This is a genomic window from Vibrio barjaei, from assembly GCF_001639065.2.
Lineage (GTDB): Bacteria > Pseudomonadota > Gammaproteobacteria > Enterobacterales > Vibrionaceae > Vibrio > Vibrio barjaei.
In genome coordinates this window covers 157965-173187 of record NZ_LQXO02000033.1, presented here as the reverse complement: position 1 = coordinate 173187, position 15223 = coordinate 157965, and the positions used below count along the sequence as shown (strand labels likewise).

Annotated in this window: 16 protein-coding genes; 7 read left to right on the top strand and 9 right to left on the bottom strand. The window is 42.7% G+C overall.

The features are described from left to right. Positions 1-163: 163 nt before the first annotated feature. The gene (locus tag AWH66_RS15770; protein ID WP_206360055.1) at positions 164-937 is read right to left on the bottom strand and encodes a siderophore-interacting protein; all 774 of its coding nucleotides are present in this window, start codon (positions 935-937) and stop codon (positions 164-166) included. 241 nt (positions 938-1178) lie between these two features. Here AWH66_RS15770 and AWH66_RS15765 point away from each other — a divergent pair, with 241 nt between their 5' ends. Beyond that, a complete protein-coding gene (locus AWH66_RS15765; protein ID WP_063606263.1) occupies positions 1179-1400 on the top strand; it encodes a hypothetical protein in 222 nt (73 codons plus the stop codon). Between the two features lie 119 nt (positions 1401-1519). Here AWH66_RS15765 and AWH66_RS15760 read toward each other — a convergent pair whose 3' ends face one another. The 6 genes from AWH66_RS15760 to AWH66_RS15740 all read right to left on the bottom strand — a co-directional run bounded on the left by AWH66_RS15760 (position 1520) and on the right by AWH66_RS15740 (position 6926). Continuing rightward, positions 1520-1906: a RidA family protein gene (locus AWH66_RS15760; protein ID WP_031494818.1), complete on the bottom strand. Its 387-nt coding sequence runs from the start codon at positions 1904-1906 to the stop codon at positions 1520-1522. A gap of 81 nt (positions 1907-1987) precedes the next feature. Further along, entirely contained in the window at positions 1988-3202 is a 1215-nt protein-coding gene (locus AWH66_RS15755) for an aromatic amino acid transporter (RefSeq protein WP_063606401.1), read from the bottom strand. Between the two features lie 119 nt (positions 3203-3321). Further along, positions 3322-4782 carry a tryptophanase gene (gene tnaA / locus AWH66_RS15750; RefSeq protein WP_063606262.1) on the bottom strand — a complete coding sequence of 487 codons (1461 nt, stop codon included), beginning with the start codon at positions 4780-4782 and terminating at the stop codon, positions 3322-3324. 238 nt (positions 4783-5020) lie between these two features. After that, the gene (gene tnaC / locus AWH66_RS26295; protein ID WP_081411542.1) at positions 5021-5095 is read right to left on the bottom strand and encodes a tryptophanase leader peptide; all 75 of its coding nucleotides are present in this window, start codon (positions 5093-5095) and stop codon (positions 5021-5023) included. A gap of 250 nt (positions 5096-5345) precedes the next feature. After that, on the bottom strand, positions 5346-6521 hold the full coding sequence (locus tag AWH66_RS15745; protein WP_083400049.1) for an alpha/beta fold hydrolase: 1176 nt from the start codon (positions 6519-6521) through the stop codon (positions 5346-5348). A 33-nt stretch (positions 6522-6554) separates the two neighbouring features. Continuing rightward, positions 6555-6926, bottom strand: a complete 372-nt coding sequence (locus tag AWH66_RS15740) for a DUF333 domain-containing protein (protein ID WP_063606260.1) — start codon at positions 6924-6926, stop codon at positions 6555-6557. A 195-nt stretch (positions 6927-7121) separates the two neighbouring features. Here AWH66_RS15740 and nfsB point away from each other — a divergent pair, with 195 nt between their 5' ends. Next, positions 7122-7775, top strand: a complete 654-nt coding sequence (gene nfsB / locus AWH66_RS15735; protein WP_063606259.1) for an oxygen-insensitive NAD(P)H nitroreductase — start codon at positions 7122-7124, stop codon at positions 7773-7775. A gap of 44 nt (positions 7776-7819) precedes the next feature. Here the strand turns inward: nfsB and AWH66_RS15730 are convergent, their stop codons facing one another. Together AWH66_RS15730 and AWH66_RS15725 are read right to left on the bottom strand one after the other, a co-directional pair. Further along, positions 7820-8743, bottom strand: a complete 924-nt coding sequence (locus AWH66_RS15730) for a LysR family transcriptional regulator (RefSeq protein WP_063606258.1) — start codon at positions 8741-8743, stop codon at positions 7820-7822. 97 nt (positions 8744-8840) lie between these two features. Then, the gene (locus AWH66_RS15725; RefSeq protein WP_063606257.1) at positions 8841-9863 is read right to left on the bottom strand and encodes a zinc-binding alcohol dehydrogenase family protein; all 1023 of its coding nucleotides are present in this window, start codon (positions 9861-9863) and stop codon (positions 8841-8843) included. Positions 9864-10115: 252 nt separating this feature from the next. On the opposite strand from AWH66_RS15725, the gene AWH66_RS15720 reads away from it, so the two are divergent. The 5 genes from AWH66_RS15720 (at position 10116) to AWH66_RS15700 (ending at position 15047) form a co-directional block, all read left to right on the top strand. Beyond that, complete coding sequence (locus AWH66_RS15720) at positions 10116-10646, top strand: cytochrome b (RefSeq protein ID WP_063606256.1); 531 nt, start codon at positions 10116-10118, stop codon at positions 10644-10646. 173 nt (positions 10647-10819) lie between these two features. After that, positions 10820-12028, top strand: coding sequence for an MFS transporter (locus AWH66_RS15715; RefSeq protein ID WP_063606255.1), 1209 nt, complete (start codon positions 10820-10822; stop codon positions 12026-12028). Positions 12029-12172: 144 nt separating this feature from the next. After that, positions 12173-14164 (top strand): type VI secretion system Vgr family protein, encoded by a 1992-nt coding sequence (locus AWH66_RS15710; RefSeq protein ID WP_063606254.1) that lies wholly within the window; start codon positions 12173-12175, stop codon positions 14162-14164. Beyond that, on the top strand, positions 14164-14748 hold the full coding sequence (locus tag AWH66_RS15705) for a DUF6931 family protein (protein WP_063606253.1): 585 nt from the start codon (positions 14164-14166) through the stop codon (positions 14746-14748). Before AWH66_RS15710 ends, AWH66_RS15705 begins: the two co-directional genes overlap by 1 nt. Next, on the top strand, positions 14745-15047 hold the full coding sequence (locus tag AWH66_RS15700; protein ID WP_038230304.1) for a PAAR domain-containing protein: 303 nt from the start codon (positions 14745-14747) through the stop codon (positions 15045-15047). Before AWH66_RS15705 ends, AWH66_RS15700 begins: the two co-directional genes overlap by 4 nt. The last annotated feature ends 176 nt before the right edge of the window (positions 15048-15223 follow it).

Below are 15223 nucleotides of genomic sequence, written 5' to 3'. Positions count from 1 at the left end.
AAAGAAAAGTGTGACTTAAGTAGAATTAATGCTGGGTCGATACCGACCTTAGTCGTAAAAGAACCTAACTAAAGTTGAGCTTATTTTTCGCATTCAATCAAGAAGAGAAATAGCTAATTCAACACTATTCCCCTCATTAATGCGTTAATAGGGAATCTGGTGGTTAGTTGGACTCGAACTCCTCGTGATCTTGCTTTTTGATCACTTTGTGACCATCTTCTGCCACCCCTCGCTTCCAATAGCTACTGATATAGATGTCTTGCCTTGGAATCTCTTTTTCGTTGCGGAAATAACGGCGAAGTGCTCTCATTTCATCAAACTCACAAGCGCACCAAACGAAAGGCAAACCTGTTAACCAATCTAAATTTTCTGACGTTTTAGACAGAGAGTCAGTCGTCCAAATCAGTCTGATGCCCTCTGGGGCTTCCAACGTTTGTTCATCAGCGCTATCTTCTAGTTGAATCACAGCATATCCTTTTGCATCGCTTGGGAGCAGTTTCAGCTTAACCGCCAACGCTGGTAAGGAGGTCATGTCTGCATTAAAGAAAAACCAGTCTTTACTAGTATCAACATCTTGAAGAGTTCCTGGCCCCATGATGGATATCATATCGCCCTCTTTCGCAGAATTCGCCCAACGAGCGCCAAATCCACACAACTTGTCTTCAGTAATGTGAGTGACGAAATCGACATCCATTTCACCTGACTCGACATTAAGGCTTCTTATGGTATAGGTACGTAATTTGGGGCGATTATCTTCCGAAAGTCCGGTGATATCTGTACCACCATGTTCATTAAACAAGAACTTAATATAGCCACCGACACTATCCGATGGAAAGGCCTTCAGTTCTTCTGAATAAAAAGAAATACGTAGCATGTTAGGAGAAAGTGGATGCACTTTAGTGACTTTGAGAGTCTTAGGACGTGGCTTTTTCATGATTTTCTCTTAATGATTATTGTTTTCATTTAAGTCTATCATAACAATTCCAATTATTACGTTCTATTTTCGTTGCTTTACACTTTGCGCTCTTTAACTAACGAGTTTCATCGACTCAAATACCTCCCAAACTTCGCGTTTAACATCATTTCATATGGAATGCTATAAAACACTGCTCATTATTTGACCAGCTTCAAATTTACTCCTATGTTTGATAAACCGCTCACGGCAAAGGAGGTAAAACATGAAGAAAATGAGCAAGGCATATCGCATGCAAATCATCAAGGAAGTAGCTGAGAAAAAACGCCGCAACCAGTTCGATGATCCTATGGCGGTCTACATCAACCATCTATTAGATGAAAGACCACAAGCGGATAATGTCGTTGAATATAAACAAGAATTCAGTGGAAATTACTTTGATGAGAGCATAGGGGGATGGATCAGTAAAACTTGGCAGAGCAAATAACATATTCGCTTCACTCAACCACATGATTAATCTAATCTGAAAACTTGGGACTGAGCAGACAAGCTCACTATGAGGCGCCAGAATCTAGCGGCGCCCCCCAGAGCTTACTTCTTATATCACTATCCTTTTCTAACCGCTATTACCTCGATCTCTACTTTCGCATCCATAGGAAGACGCGCGACTTCTACACAAGATCTTGCTGGGAAAGGAGCATTGTGGGCGTTAAAGAATGCTTCATAAGCGGCGTTGACTAAAGCAAAATCGTTGAGGTCCTTAACAAACACGGTCGTTTTTACAATATTACTTGCTTCTAAGCCAGCTTCCTTAACGATAGCTAATGCATTGGTTAATGACTGAGTCGCCTGCTCTGCCACATCTTCAACCATTGCTTTAGTTTCAGGGTCAATTGGCAACTGGCCAGAAGTAATGACCATATCACCAAATGTAACGCCTTGAACATAAGGGCCGATAGCAGCTGGTGCGTTATTTGTAGCTATTGCTGTCATAGTTTTCTCCTCTTGTTTTTATCTAGTTAAGCTAGCTCGTCTTTTGCAAACACAAGCTAGCTGCGAATAGTTGTTTGTGGATTAACCAACAAACGTCGGCAACAGACCCATCATAGAAAGGATGTGGAATACCGCGGTCAGGACACCAAAAGTAATCACTAGAGTAATCATCACCTGACCACCTGGTGCTTTAAACCCTTCAGCTCCTGCATGCACTTCACGTGTTTTCTTCGCCAATAATGCTGGGATAATACATGCCCATACCGTTGCCGCTGCACCTGCGTAACCAATAGCGATAACGAAACCAAATGGGAATAGTAGAGACATAACAAGTGGTGGTAGGAAGGTAACTAGCCATGTTTTGGTACGACCTTGTTTTGTATCTTCGAACTTAAAGAAGTCTGCTAGGAAATCAAAAACACCCAGACCAACCCCAATAAATGAGGACAAGATCGCTGCCATTGAGAAAGTATTGATTGCGTTAGCGACTTTATCCGACTCGATTACTGAACCGAGAGCCTTTAGCAATGCATCGACATTACCACCCTGCTCGATAACTGGGCCGAAGTTTGCTCTAGGAAGGTTGCCGAAAATACTAAACAGCCAGAGGAAATAAAGACTAAGTGCGATAACGGTACCGCCAAGAATGGCGTATTTGGCTTTTGTCTCTTCACCGTAATAAGCGCGCATTGAAGACACTGAGTGATGGTATCCAAATGAGGTCAATGCTACAGGCAGCATTGCCATTGCGTATGGCGCATAAGCATTCTCTTCACTAATAGTATCGAAAAGTACCGCCATATTTACTTTCACCGCTAGGCCTGACACACCAAACACAAAGCTTAGAATCATGAAAGCAATTAACACAACAGAAATTCGGTCTACCGCACGAGTTGAATGCCAAACAAACGCAGAAAAAATTAAGACAAAAAGAACGGATGCGATTTTAGCATTAAAACCGAGTACATCCTGTAATATAAGTCCTGAAGAAGTGATGTAGGCGTAGAGTAAAATACCACCCACGAAATAAACGGTAATGTTGTTAATAAGATTAATCTTATCGCCTAATAAGTCCTTTGTAACTGTGTCAAAAGACACTTTTAATTCGTAGTGTTTGAATGCTTCTAATAGCATCCAACCAGAAATCGTCATGACCACCATCGTTATTGCGATGGCTAACATCGACCAAACAGTCCAAGCGCCAGCACCTGCACTCGGTAGGCCTAACATACCAGCACCTACACAGACACTCGCTATAATACAGGCACCACCTATAAGAGACGGATTCTTTTTCATCATTCTGTTCTCATCAAATTCACGTTATTAGATTAGGGAGACTTCCCTACTTCTCTGCTTTTATTTTTTTGTATTGCTAGAGAAAAAGAGCGCAGCCAAATGACTGCGCTCTGAAGTGATTATGCTTCTTCGAGCACTTTCGCTTCTGCTGAATTAACTACGGGTTCAACTTCTTCTAATCGAGCAGTAAAGTGGCGTAAAACTTCAGGTTCATAAGTGAAATCCAATCCTTTAACTTTATGCGCGTTCTCTTTCACTTTCTCAAATGCTTCAATAACGTAATCCATATGCGTTTGAGTATAAGTGGCACGTGGAATTGTTAAGCGAAGCAATTCTGCTGGACATGGATGCTGTTTACCAGTTGCAGGGTCACGACCTAGAAGTAGTGAACCGATTTCCACTGCACGGATGCCAGCTACTTTATAAAGCTCACAAGCAAGAGCGTGTGCAGGGAATTGGTCTGCTGGAATATGAGGTAGCAATTTACCTGCATCAACGAACGCAGCGTGACCACCCGCTTGCTGACAGACGACACCTATCGCTTCTAGACCATCGACTAGGTATTGGATTTGGTTGATGCGGTACTCTAACCAGTCTTGACGCATACCGTCGTAAAGACCGACTGCTAGACGCTCCATAGCGCCACCTTCTAAACCACCGTATGTAGGAAAACCTTCTTGAACCACACATAGAGTACGACAGTCAGTATATACATCCATGAAAGATTCATCTTTGAAGCACAATAAGCCGCCCATTTGAACCATCGCGTCTTTCTTCGCAGACATTGCTAAGCCATCAGCATACTTGTAAGACTCACGAGTGATCTCTTCGATAGTCCAATCTTTATATTCAGGTTCACGTTGTTGGACAAAGTATGCGTTTTCAGCATAACGAGCAGAGTCCATAATTACCGGAATATCGTATTTTTGTGCGATCTCATATACCGCTTTTAAGTTAGCGATAGAGACTGGCTGACCACCCGCAGAGTTACACGTGATTGTACTTACGATATAAGGTACGTTAGCTGGACCAGCTTCGATGATGGCTTCTTCTAGCTTCTCTAAGTCAAAGTTACCTTTAAAGTCTGCATTTACTGCTGTATCAAACGCGTCTTTTGTATAAACGTTCTTCGCTACGCAACAGTTCACTTGAGTATGACCTTGCGTGGTGTCAAAGAAGTAGTTAGACAGTGCTACCATCTTCGAACGGTCCAAACCTTTCTCTTTTTCACGCTTTTTAATTAGTACTGGGATGTAAATCTGTTCAGCACCACGACCTTGGTGAGTAGGAATGGTCAGTTCATAACCAAAGATATCTTTTACCGCATTAGCTAGAGCGTAGTAACTGCGACTACCGCTGTATGCTTCATCACCGCGCAGCATTGCTGCTTGCATATCTTGAGTAATTGAACCTGTTCCACTGTCTGTCAGTAAATCAATAAATACATCTTCACTATCTAGTAGGAATGGGTTCATGCCCGCTTTAATAATTGCTTCTTCACGGTACTCACGTGTAGTACGTTTTACTGGCTCAACAACGCGAATACGGAACGGTTCTGGTAGATGTTTGAAGTTTTCCATTTTAATTTACCTAATATATTTATTTCTTATCTAATATTTAATTAACTAACAGCAAGACAAGAAATATATTTAAAGAGAACCCTATCCAGAATATATCCAGATACGATTTAATTTTGTTTCTATATTTAATCTATGAACGTATTTAAACCATTACGATGCAAATGCACGTTATTGCATATTAATTCGTTAGGTATAGCTGCACATAGGCTATGCGCACTGGACAGTGCGAGAGACAGGGTTATCTCGAAGGGAAGAAGAAAGCGATTTTGTAATCTAGAGTAATCCAGATACTTGTGATGTTGAACTTTTCCATTTGTTTACCTACTTGATATGTTCAATACCTTGCTGAGTGAGGTATATTCCAAAGTAACTAAGTTAATTATCTATAACTAACAGCATCTGTCATCACTATAGAATATAATTTGAGAAGTCGCTAACAAAAAAACTGTACTTGAAGGATATATAGCTGTTTTATAGAGATTATTTTTGACGGTGATCAATACAGCGTACTAGTAAATAAAAACACCACAGAATAAATTAATTTAACTTTATAAAAGTAATTATTATTGATTCATAAATTCGATAACTCGCGCCATCATAGGGTCAAAGTAAGGATTCCAACTCAATCTTGCACTGATAGTATCTTCATCAAACAATCCCCAGGCTGAATAAGACAAAGTTGGCATCTTAGCGCAATCGACCATATAGACCTCTCCTTCTTGAGAACCACCGCATTGTCTCATCCACCCTCTGCGCCCATACAGGATATTATCATTACGATATAGCACAGAAATGTGTGAACCACTCTGTATGTTGGAATCCGGTAGTTTCATACTAAATTGCACGAAGCGCGGATCTGAGTAGTTCTGTTCACCGAACCAAATAAGTGAACTATTCTCGTTACTAAATCGTGTTTTAAAGAGGTCGTAGATAACCTTGGAGTTTATCAACTCATCCGTTTCGGTCACTAACAGCAGCGCTGGCAATTCAAAAGGTTTCTCCTTTAGCGCGTCTTGAACATCAACCGCAGTTTGGTAATACAGCGCTGCCCCATTCATTGCCAATGAATCATAACGGGTAAAGTTCTGCTCTTTCTCGAGACTTACCCAGTCGACAAAATGACGCGCAAAACTCGCCATTGAAACTAGTGGGTCTTTTGGCGCAAATGCTGGCGAAAATAGCACAAGCCCCTGAATTGCTTTAGGATGAGCCAAAGCGTATTCAGTCACCAAATTGGTGCCTGTTGAAAAACCGCCCAACCATATTTTGTCGACGTCATCACGCAGCAGGTTTACTTGATGTTCCACCGCTAAACGCCAGTCTTCATTGGTTGGGTTCATGAGATCAGCAGGTCGAGAGCCGTGACCCGGTAACAGCATGACATGAACTAAGTAACCATGTTTTACTAAGTACGGCGCTATGTCGACAAAGGAGTAAGGCGAGTCTCCTAGTCCATGGACCAGCAATATCCCTTCCCCATTCGGATTGTCAGGTATCAGCCGATAAGGGCTAACAACATCCATTTCGACTTGGTAACCGGCTCCGTGAAATACGCGAGTCTCATCAAGCCAGGTTCTAGTCTCATCAACATATTCTTCAAAACTGGATTGTGTATAGGGGGCAATAGAGCCCGAACTGGTATACATTTCGGGCTCTTGTTGGATAATTTGATTACTGCAACCAACCATGACGAGTGCAACGATGGAAACGAAAAAACTTGTTACTCTACTATTTTGCACTATACCGTCCTTGTTGTTGGCAGCGATACGAACTTAGCTGCTCGTGGATTGATGATCTCTGAAGTAACTTTCTGCATCCATAACTTTACCATCCGGGAGCGCACATTTACTGGAATCTTGCATATAGACACCACCTGTCGATTCACAATATCTTGCCGCCTCGTTTGGCGTTTCTTTGTGGTTCTCTCGGTAATAATCCCATGCGTCAACCGTCTCACCCGATGTTAATGTACATTGACCAGTTTGAAGATCATAAGAACCATGCTCTTCACAATATACTGCTGCAGGATTAGCCATCCCGATAGGTTGCTCTTTGTCAGTCTGGTCGCTGCTTGAACATCCAGCTAATGCCAGCGTAGATACCGCAATAAGACCAGCAAGGTATTTTAAGCTATTCTTTTTCATATTATTTCCTCTTACTTACCTTAGATAAAGTTAGATGAATCTAATCAAACTTCAACCTTTTCCGCACATTGTGTGGGTAATCTAAGTTCTAGTACCTTCAAAGAATATTTGAAACTGCATCAAATTCCACGATGTTTTTACTTGCGGCTGGTTTCGCTATCCTCCGGGTAACACCCGTTAAGTAGAGACACGTTTATGAACATTGCTGACAACGCTAAAAACCGCTATTCAACCAAAGTATTCGACCCATCTTTTAAGCTATCTTCCCAGCAGGTAAATGCGATTAAAACACTCCTCCGATTCAGTCCATCCAGTGTGAACTCTCAACCATGGCACTTTATCATTGCCAGTACTGACGAGGCCAAGCAGCGTGTTGCTACTGCCACACAAGACCGATACAGTTTCAATGCTCCTAAAGTGCTTAACGCTTCTCATGTCATCGTATTCTGTACAAGAACAGAAATTGATGACAACTACTTACAGTTGTTGCTAGAAAATGAAGAGAAGGACGGCCGCTTTGCTACCCCAGATGCAAAACAAGGACAACAGAATGGCCGACACTACTTCGTTGATATGCACCGCTCCGACTTGAAAGATGCTCAGCATTGGATGGAGAAGCAAGTGTACCTGAATGTAGGCACGCTCCTACTTGGCGCTTCGACTCTGGGCATTGATGCCGTGCCTATCGAAGGGTTTGACAGCGCTGTTCTTGATAAAGAATTCAACTTAGCCGCGCAAGGATACCGTAGCTCAGTTATCGTACCGCTCGGAAAACATAGTGAGCAGGACTTCAATGCAAAACTTCCAAAGTCGAGACACAGCTCAGACTACTTGTTCAGTGAATGTTAGCTATTTAAACGAGGTAAACAATAACTAGCCTTATACGATTAGGGCTAGTTATTTAAAATATGACTGACCTTATCAAACTGACTTTGACACTTCTCTTTCAAGAACTTTTGGAATTCTCGAATAATTGGTCTTAACTGCCTCTTATCAGCACATACCATATACAGCGGCACCGACTCACCTTGCCAGTCAGGCAGAACTTTTCTCAGTTTCCCCTCAATAATGTCCTGACTAGCGTCGATTAACGACTTATTTACGATTCCTCTGCCTTTTAACCCCAAACGCCTCACGACATCACCATCATTAGCTGATATCGCTCCTTTAGTCTCTATAACAACTTGCTGAGAATCGTAGGATAATGGCCAATGGTTATGTACTGAGCCCGCCACCATAAAGCTGATGCAGTTATGTTGATTCAAATCGTTTGGATGTAGCACTGGAGAGTGATGACGAATGTAGTCTGGGCTAGCACAAAGCACTCGAACATTCTGCGGACATAGCGGTATTGCTACCATATTGGAATCTGGAAGTTCGCCATATCGAATAGCAACATCAATTGGTTTGCTATACATATCTACCAACTGATCAGATAACTCAAGACGAACTGTGACGTTTTCATGTAAGTCAGTGAACTCATTAATCCAATCAAGCAGTAAGTTTCGTCCAAAGTCAGACGGTGCAGACACATAAATGTTACCTGTTAGCGCACCACGAGCATTTGCGATCTCCTCGACACCTTCATTCAAAGTTGCAAGAGCGCAATTAACTTTAGTTAGGAATAACTCCCCCTCTCCAGTTAAGCTCAATCTTCGTGTTGTTCGAACAAACAACGGGAAGCCAACTTGCTCTTCTAAACGCTTTATTGATGCACTAACGGCTGCAGGCGTCATATCCATTTGATTCGCTACTTTAGAAAAACTACCTTGTTTGGCCGTTTCGGCAAACAAAGTCAGTTCGTTCAGTGCTTTCATGTTACTTTCACCATATTCACTACAATCCTTTCCATCATATACAAAAAATACCTCGACTCATAAAAGAAGAGGTATTTTTAACTAACATGTTGATTGTTTAATCAAAGTTGATGGCAAGCTTACCGATCATTGCGCCACTTTCCATCAACCGGTGCCCTTGCTTTAAGGACTCGGCATTGAAGCCATTGATCTCTTTGGTCAAGGTTGATTGGATTCGTCCAGAATCAATAAGATTAGCGACTTGTTTTAAAATATCACCTTGTTTGTACATATCCTGTGTTTTGTATATTGAGCGTGTAAACATAAGCTCCCAAACAAAACCGACTGATTTACCTTGAAGCTTACTAAGATCAATACCGCTATCAAATTCAACGATTGAACCGATCATGCCTTGAGGTGCAATAAGTTCTGCCATTGCATCCCAATGACCTACCGTGTCAGCGACGTTGAAAATATAATCTACCGTTTCAAACCCTAGGTCATGAACAGATTCAACCAAGTTTCTATGATTAGCCACATAGTCTGCGCCCATCTCTTTTACCCAAGCTTCAGTCTCTGGGCGTGATGCTGTCGCAATAACCGTTAAGTTAGTAAGTTGTTTTGCAATTTGAGTAGTAATGGAGCCAACACCACCAGCGCCACCGATAATTAATAGCGTCTTACGCTCTGACGAGTCTACACGAAGACGATCAAACAGAGCCTCCCACCCTGTTAGCGCAGTCAACGGGACTACAGCCGCTTCTGCGTCAGTAAGTCCTTTTGGGGCTCTCGCCACAATTCTAGAATCAACAGCATGATATTGTGCATTGGTGCCTGGGCGAGTGACATCACCCGCGTAATACACTCTATCGCCCTCAGTGAAGTTTGTAACCTTACTGCCCACTGATACCACTTCTCCCACGGCATCAAAACCCAGAACACGTGGACTTTCTAATGTTTTATTCACTGCTGAACGAACACGTATTTTTGCATCTGCAGGGTTAACGGAAACGGCCGCAACTTTTACAAGTAGGTCAAATTCGCTGATTTCAGGCATAGCCATTTCAAACTCATACAAGCTGTTTTCTTCATCAATAGTTTTTGATTCATTAAAACCGATTGCTTTCATCATTGTTGCCATAACGTGTTCCTCTATAGTGTCTAGCTGCAAGTGTTCTTGCTCAATGACTTAACTATAGGTTGAGAGAAGGAAGCTAAAAACCACCAAAGACTTGAAACACTTTCAAATAAAAACCGATATATCTATCGGACTCTAAAACCCAGATGATAAGTATTCTTATCTTTACTTAACTTTACACACGTGCATGTAGAACAAAAAAAGAGCATAAGGAATAATTACCGCCATAATCCCACAGAAAAAATACGGACTAATATGCTCAACAATAAACTTAGTAAACCTACCATGGTGTTTCATTGGCTAACTGCTGTTTTCTTCATTGCGACGCTTGCCATAGGGCTTTATCTCGGCGAGATGGTTAATGGCCCGGACAAAAATGAGCTAAGGAATCTTCATAAATCACTCGGAGTGTTTGTGATGTTTGCAGCGTCAATCAGGCTACTTTGGCGCCTGAAAGAAGGCATGATCGGTACCGTCAAACAGCTACCTGCGTGGCAAGAGAGATCTGCCCACTTTGTTCATTGGTTTTTACTGCTAGCTACAATAATGATGCCTCTCTCTGGAATCACTATGAGTATCGGTGGAGGACGTTCGGTCGAGTTTTTTGGTGTAAGTCTTATCTCAGCGGGAGAAAAAATCGAATGGCTACAACAAATTAGCTCTACCATTCACTTCTCATCGGTGAACATTGTAATCGCTATACTTGTATTGCACATTCTGGCGGCCCTAAAACACCAACTAGTAGATAGAGATGGCACACTCTCACGTATGTTAGGTAGAAGCTAAAATCATAATTTCAAATGATGAAAGCACCACTTCTTGGTCTTTCATCATTTGGTGTCATTAGAAGACGGGGCGTAATTATTCGATTGTGAGAAGGTAACGGGGAGTATGTTACTTGTTTCTCTTTCCAATTCCTTGAAAATTCATGAGTAAATTATTAATAGAGGTTCTCACTCATGAATGGCATTCGACTGTGGCATTTCGCACAAGCTTCTCTTGGTATTGTCCAATGGGTTGGTATCGCAATTCTTCTCAACCCAATCATTATTGAAAGAACATCTAGTGGCGCACTACTAGGCCAAGTCATGGCGCTCATTGGGGGAGCGGGTTTGTTAGCACCGCTGATTGGCGGGATGGCTGATCGTTATTGCTGTCATCGTCTGCTACAACGAATGGCCTTGTTTATTCATTTTATTGCTCTGTTAATTCTTTACTTCGCTGAGACAACCGCAGCGATCTACTGGACAGTGGGTATACTGATAGGCATTGGTAGCGTCGCATTGTTAGTACTGAATCCGACCTTCGTCATTGCGTCTAGCAAAAACCAAAATGATGAAGGCCGCGGTCTGGCCAGTTTGTATCAATGTCAGTTCTTTGGTGTTGTCGTAACTGGTTTACTTATTTCTATTGCAGATTTCTACCATGTGCCAAGTGACGATCAACTGCTCATACTAATGTCTTTGGTCATCATCGTGCTTTGTTTGGTTTCTGTTTGCCCTCCTCCATCCATTGAAACAGATAAATCCTACGTTGAGGGTGCTGATAGGAAATCAGGTAATGTTGCCACTTCACAACAAGGTGCAGCACCTTGGTTCCTCTTTTTGTTGGCAGTCTTCTTCTCAATGTTTCTCTCTTCTAACCTGATGGAACTGGGTCCTTTGCTAATCAAAGAGGTGTATCAAGTCAACATCGGCAATTCCGCTCTTGGTATGGCCATCTCTGCCATTATCAGCATTTTTATGCTCGAATCGGCAGGGAGATGGATGCAAAGAAGTGGGCCATTTAAAGTTTGGTATGCCGCTCAAGTGATTTATCTAGTGGTCGGCACACTATTTTGGTTAACCGCTGGAAATGATGTTCACGCTTTCGTGCCTATCGCACTGTTAGTGTTACTCATGCAAGCTATGTCTTGGAATGACATGATCATTCCATCCATCGCAGGACGTTTGAGCCCTAACTCTCCAGCGCTGACTCAAGGTCTTTTGATGTTATGCATGGCGGGTGGTTTTGGTGTCGGAGCAATGCTCGCCGGTTTATCCATTGATAAGTTCGGCTACGCATCAGTATTCACCTTGTCATTAATCGGGATTATCATTGCACTCTTGTGTATCGGATTACTTACCCTATCTACCCAAAAAAATCGACGTACCATTTCTGCCTCTTAAAGCGCCTTTCCTCTACATTCCCAAAGCACAGTAACTCGATACTGTGCTTTGATATTGCTCACATTCTTCCTTAACTACCTATACTCTTTAGTATCTAGTGCTAATCTTAGAATATTATCAAGGGCTTAGTTCAAGGAAGACACAATGGCCGATCTATACTTGGCATCGACCAGTGAGTTCACTGCCAAAGATTATAAGAACAATGAGTACCTAGTGACTCATGCGACAATACAAGAGCGGTTCTTTGAACCTTTTGAGATCAACCTACAACTGGTAGCAAAAGGACTCTCTGCCTCTGATCAACTCGGTCAGACAATGACACTCAATCGTTACACTTTTGAGTCAGGCTCACAAAGCCTAGTGCGTAGCTTTCATGGCTACATCGCAAAGATCGTTTGCACAGGTTTCGATGAAACCCAACAATATGCGTTTTACAACATCACTTTACGGCCTTGGCTATGGTTACTTAACTTTTCTAAGAAAAGCCGTGTTTTCCAAAACCAATCAACCAAAGATATTGTTTCTTCTGTGTTTAGTGATGCCGGTTTCTCAAGCCTGTTTACGGCGAAATCTCTACCAAGTACCAAGCGTGAGTACTGCATACAGTTCAATGAAACGGATTATGACTTTGTCTGTCGGTTGCTTGCTCAGGAAGGGGTTCAATTTCACTTTGAACACACATCAAGCAGCCACAAACTGATATTACAAGACGCAGAGAAACCTTACAGTAAAGCGGATATCAATAAGTTCGATATGGCTAACCTGCCGTCTGGTAGTAACCCACTCATTCAATCTTGGCATTCTGATCTTCAGTTTCATGGAACAAGTTTGGAGCTCACTGATTACGACTACAGTCAATCTAAGTTGCTCTCCAGTAAAGCGAGTAAGTCAAGCAACAAAATCGCCAATAACACCAAACTTGCCGCAACACATTTTTCTAACGATAGTGTTTCTGGAGACATGACTGATCTGTCCACTCTGGTCAAACGTCGAGTGGAAGCGATAGAAAGTCGGTACAGTACAATGCAGGCATCCAGTGATGTAGACGCGTTTTATGTGGGACAATACTTTTCCCTGGCCAGTCACACAGACAACGCGCAGTTGGGTGAATACTTAGTGGTCTCGCAAACTGTTCAATATGATGGGCAGTCAAGCGGCCAGTCGAATTGTCAAACTCAACTCACTGTAGTGCCCAATTCCACTCCCTATTTACCGGTCGTCATTGACAAACCCACTATTCAAGGCGTTCACAACGCCGTAGTTGCAGGAAAAACAAGTGGTGATATTAGTCAAGATGACCAGGGAAGAGTAAAGATCCAATTTTTGTGGGACAACGAAACAAGCGGCGATGATACCAGTTGCTACGTTCGCGTTGCTCAATTAATGGCGGGGAAAGGTTATGGGACACAGTTTATCCCACGAGTTGGCCAAGAAGTGCTTGTCACTTTCATTAACGGCGATGCGGATAAGCCAATTATTACTGGCTCGGTATACAACAGTCAAAATGCCCCTCCATATAAGACAGCAAACTCTACTCAAACTGGTATTAAGACCATGCTTAAAGGTCAGAGTAACGAATGGTACTTCGACGATAAAAAAGATAACGAATTGTTTTATCAACATGCCGCTAAAGACTTTACCTTAGAAGTAGAAAACAATGTCACCACGACCATCAAAGGTGAAGTCGCTTATAAAGCGACCAAAGCTATTACCTATACCGCTGAGGATGCGATGACGATGAGCGTTGCTAAAGCGTTTAGTGGCAAAGCCAAGACCGTCAGCATTGAGGGCGAAGACTCTCTAGAGCTAAAAGTGGGCTCAAGCAAAATCACCATCAGCTCTTCCTCTATCAAGATTGAATCTAGTGCAATCGAAATTAAAGCTTCTAATGCACTTAAACTTCAAGGCATGACGTTGGATGCCAAAGGCTCAACGTCTGCCAAACTGTCAGCTGCGTCTGTAACTGTTGACGCCTCGGGAAGTGGGACTATAAAAGGGACGAGCTTGACATTAGACGCCCAGACGACATTAACCGCTCAAGGAAAGCTCTCAGCCGATCTCAAGTCAAACCTAAAAGCATCCATTAACGGTGCGGTCATGTCCGAAGTCAAAGGCGCTATAGTGAAGGTAAATTAATGATGACTCAACAACTTCAATATCGAAAGATACCCTACGTAAACCCTGAGCAAATAACGCCTTTGTTTAGCGCTTCGGAGGACCTCAGCGAGATACTGGTTCAATCGCAAAGCATTGAAGATTTTATAGCGACATTGCAAGAGAAAGAGCTCTATTTCGATCTGGTTCAGTTTCTTGCACATGCTCTACCGGTAAGGGAAGCCATCCTTTGGGCTTACTTATGTCTAGAGATTCGGATGCCGGACTGGAACAAAACACAACAAACCTGTCTTGCAAGCTGCAAACAATGGGTATTTGAACCAAGTGAAGAGGGAAGACGGCGCTGCGAACTCTATGCAACTCGATTAGAGTTAAAGTGCGCACCATCTTGGTTAGCACAAGCGGTATTCTGGAACGGTGCTGGTAGTATTGTGTCGCCTGAACTCCCCAGTGTACTCCCCGACCCCAAGCTATACGCCAAAGCCTGCGCTGGCGCCATTAACACCGCTGCTGCGATACCTGAATGGGACAAGCATGACGACTATTATCAACAATCCATCGCAATCGCTCTTAACATAGCTAATGGAGGCCTAGGAAACTCATGACGTTGCCAGCAGCTCGTTCAACAGACATGCATGTCTGCCCAATGCAAACCCCAGCAGTCCCCCCTATTCCACACGTAGGAGGGCCAATTATTGGGCCTGGCGTACCAACCGTTTTAATCGGTAACATGCCTGCCTCAGTTATGGGAGACATGTGCACATGCGTAGGACCACCGGACAGCATTATTAAGGGCAGCGCTACCGTGCTTATTTGCAATCGGCCAGCAGCGAGATTAGGCGACACAACAGCACATGGTGGTACCATTGTTGCGGGAATGCCCACAGTACTAATAGGGGGATAAGCCCCTAATTTTATTATAGTTAATTGGCTATCGTGTGTGACATAGTTCCAATATTCCTACCGAAAAATGAAAAAATGACAAAATTTCACTAATTTCCGAGACTTTCTGAAAAACGCTTCTAATATTAAAGCAATGTAATCATGTTGTTAAGCTATTGACACTTTCAAAAGTAAATA

Coding starts and splice junctions, on each gene's coding strand:
- AWH66_RS15730 (WP_063606258.1), bottom strand. CDS start 8,743: ATGAAAGCACTGAACGAACTGACTTTGTTTGCCGAAACGGCCAAACAA.
- AWH66_RS15720 (WP_063606256.1), top strand. CDS start 10,116: ATGCTCAACAATAAACTTAGTAAACCTACCATGGTGTTTCATTGGCTA.
- AWH66_RS15740 (WP_063606260.1), bottom strand. CDS start 6,926: ATGAAAAAGAATAGCTTAAAATACCTTGCTGGTCTTATTGCGGTATCT.
- nfsB (WP_063606259.1), top strand. CDS start 7,122: ATGAACATTGCTGACAACGCTAAAAACCGCTATTCAACCAAAGTATTC.
- AWH66_RS15755 (WP_063606401.1), bottom strand. CDS start 3,202: ATGAAAAAGAATCCGTCTCTTATAGGTGGTGCCTGTATTATAGCGAGT.
- AWH66_RS15705 (WP_063606253.1), top strand. CDS start 14,164: ATGATGACTCAACAACTTCAATATCGAAAGATACCCTACGTAAACCCT.
- AWH66_RS15760 (WP_031494818.1), bottom strand. CDS start 1,906: ATGACAGCAATAGCTACAAATAACGCACCAGCTGCTATCGGCCCTTAT.
- AWH66_RS15710 (WP_063606254.1), top strand. CDS start 12,173: ATGGCCGATCTATACTTGGCATCGACCAGTGAGTTCACTGCCAAAGAT.
- AWH66_RS15725 (WP_063606257.1), bottom strand. CDS start 9,863: ATGGCAACAATGATGAAAGCAATCGGTTTTAATGAATCAAAAACTATT.
- tnaA (WP_063606262.1), bottom strand. CDS start 4,782: ATGGAAAACTTCAAACATCTACCAGAACCGTTCCGTATTCGCGTTGTT.
- AWH66_RS15765 (WP_063606263.1), top strand. CDS start 1,179: ATGAAGAAAATGAGCAAGGCATATCGCATGCAAATCATCAAGGAAGTA.
- AWH66_RS15715 (WP_063606255.1), top strand. CDS start 10,820: ATGAATGGCATTCGACTGTGGCATTTCGCACAAGCTTCTCTTGGTATT.
- AWH66_RS15700 (WP_038230304.1), top strand. CDS start 14,745: ATGACGTTGCCAGCAGCTCGTTCAACAGACATGCATGTCTGCCCAATG.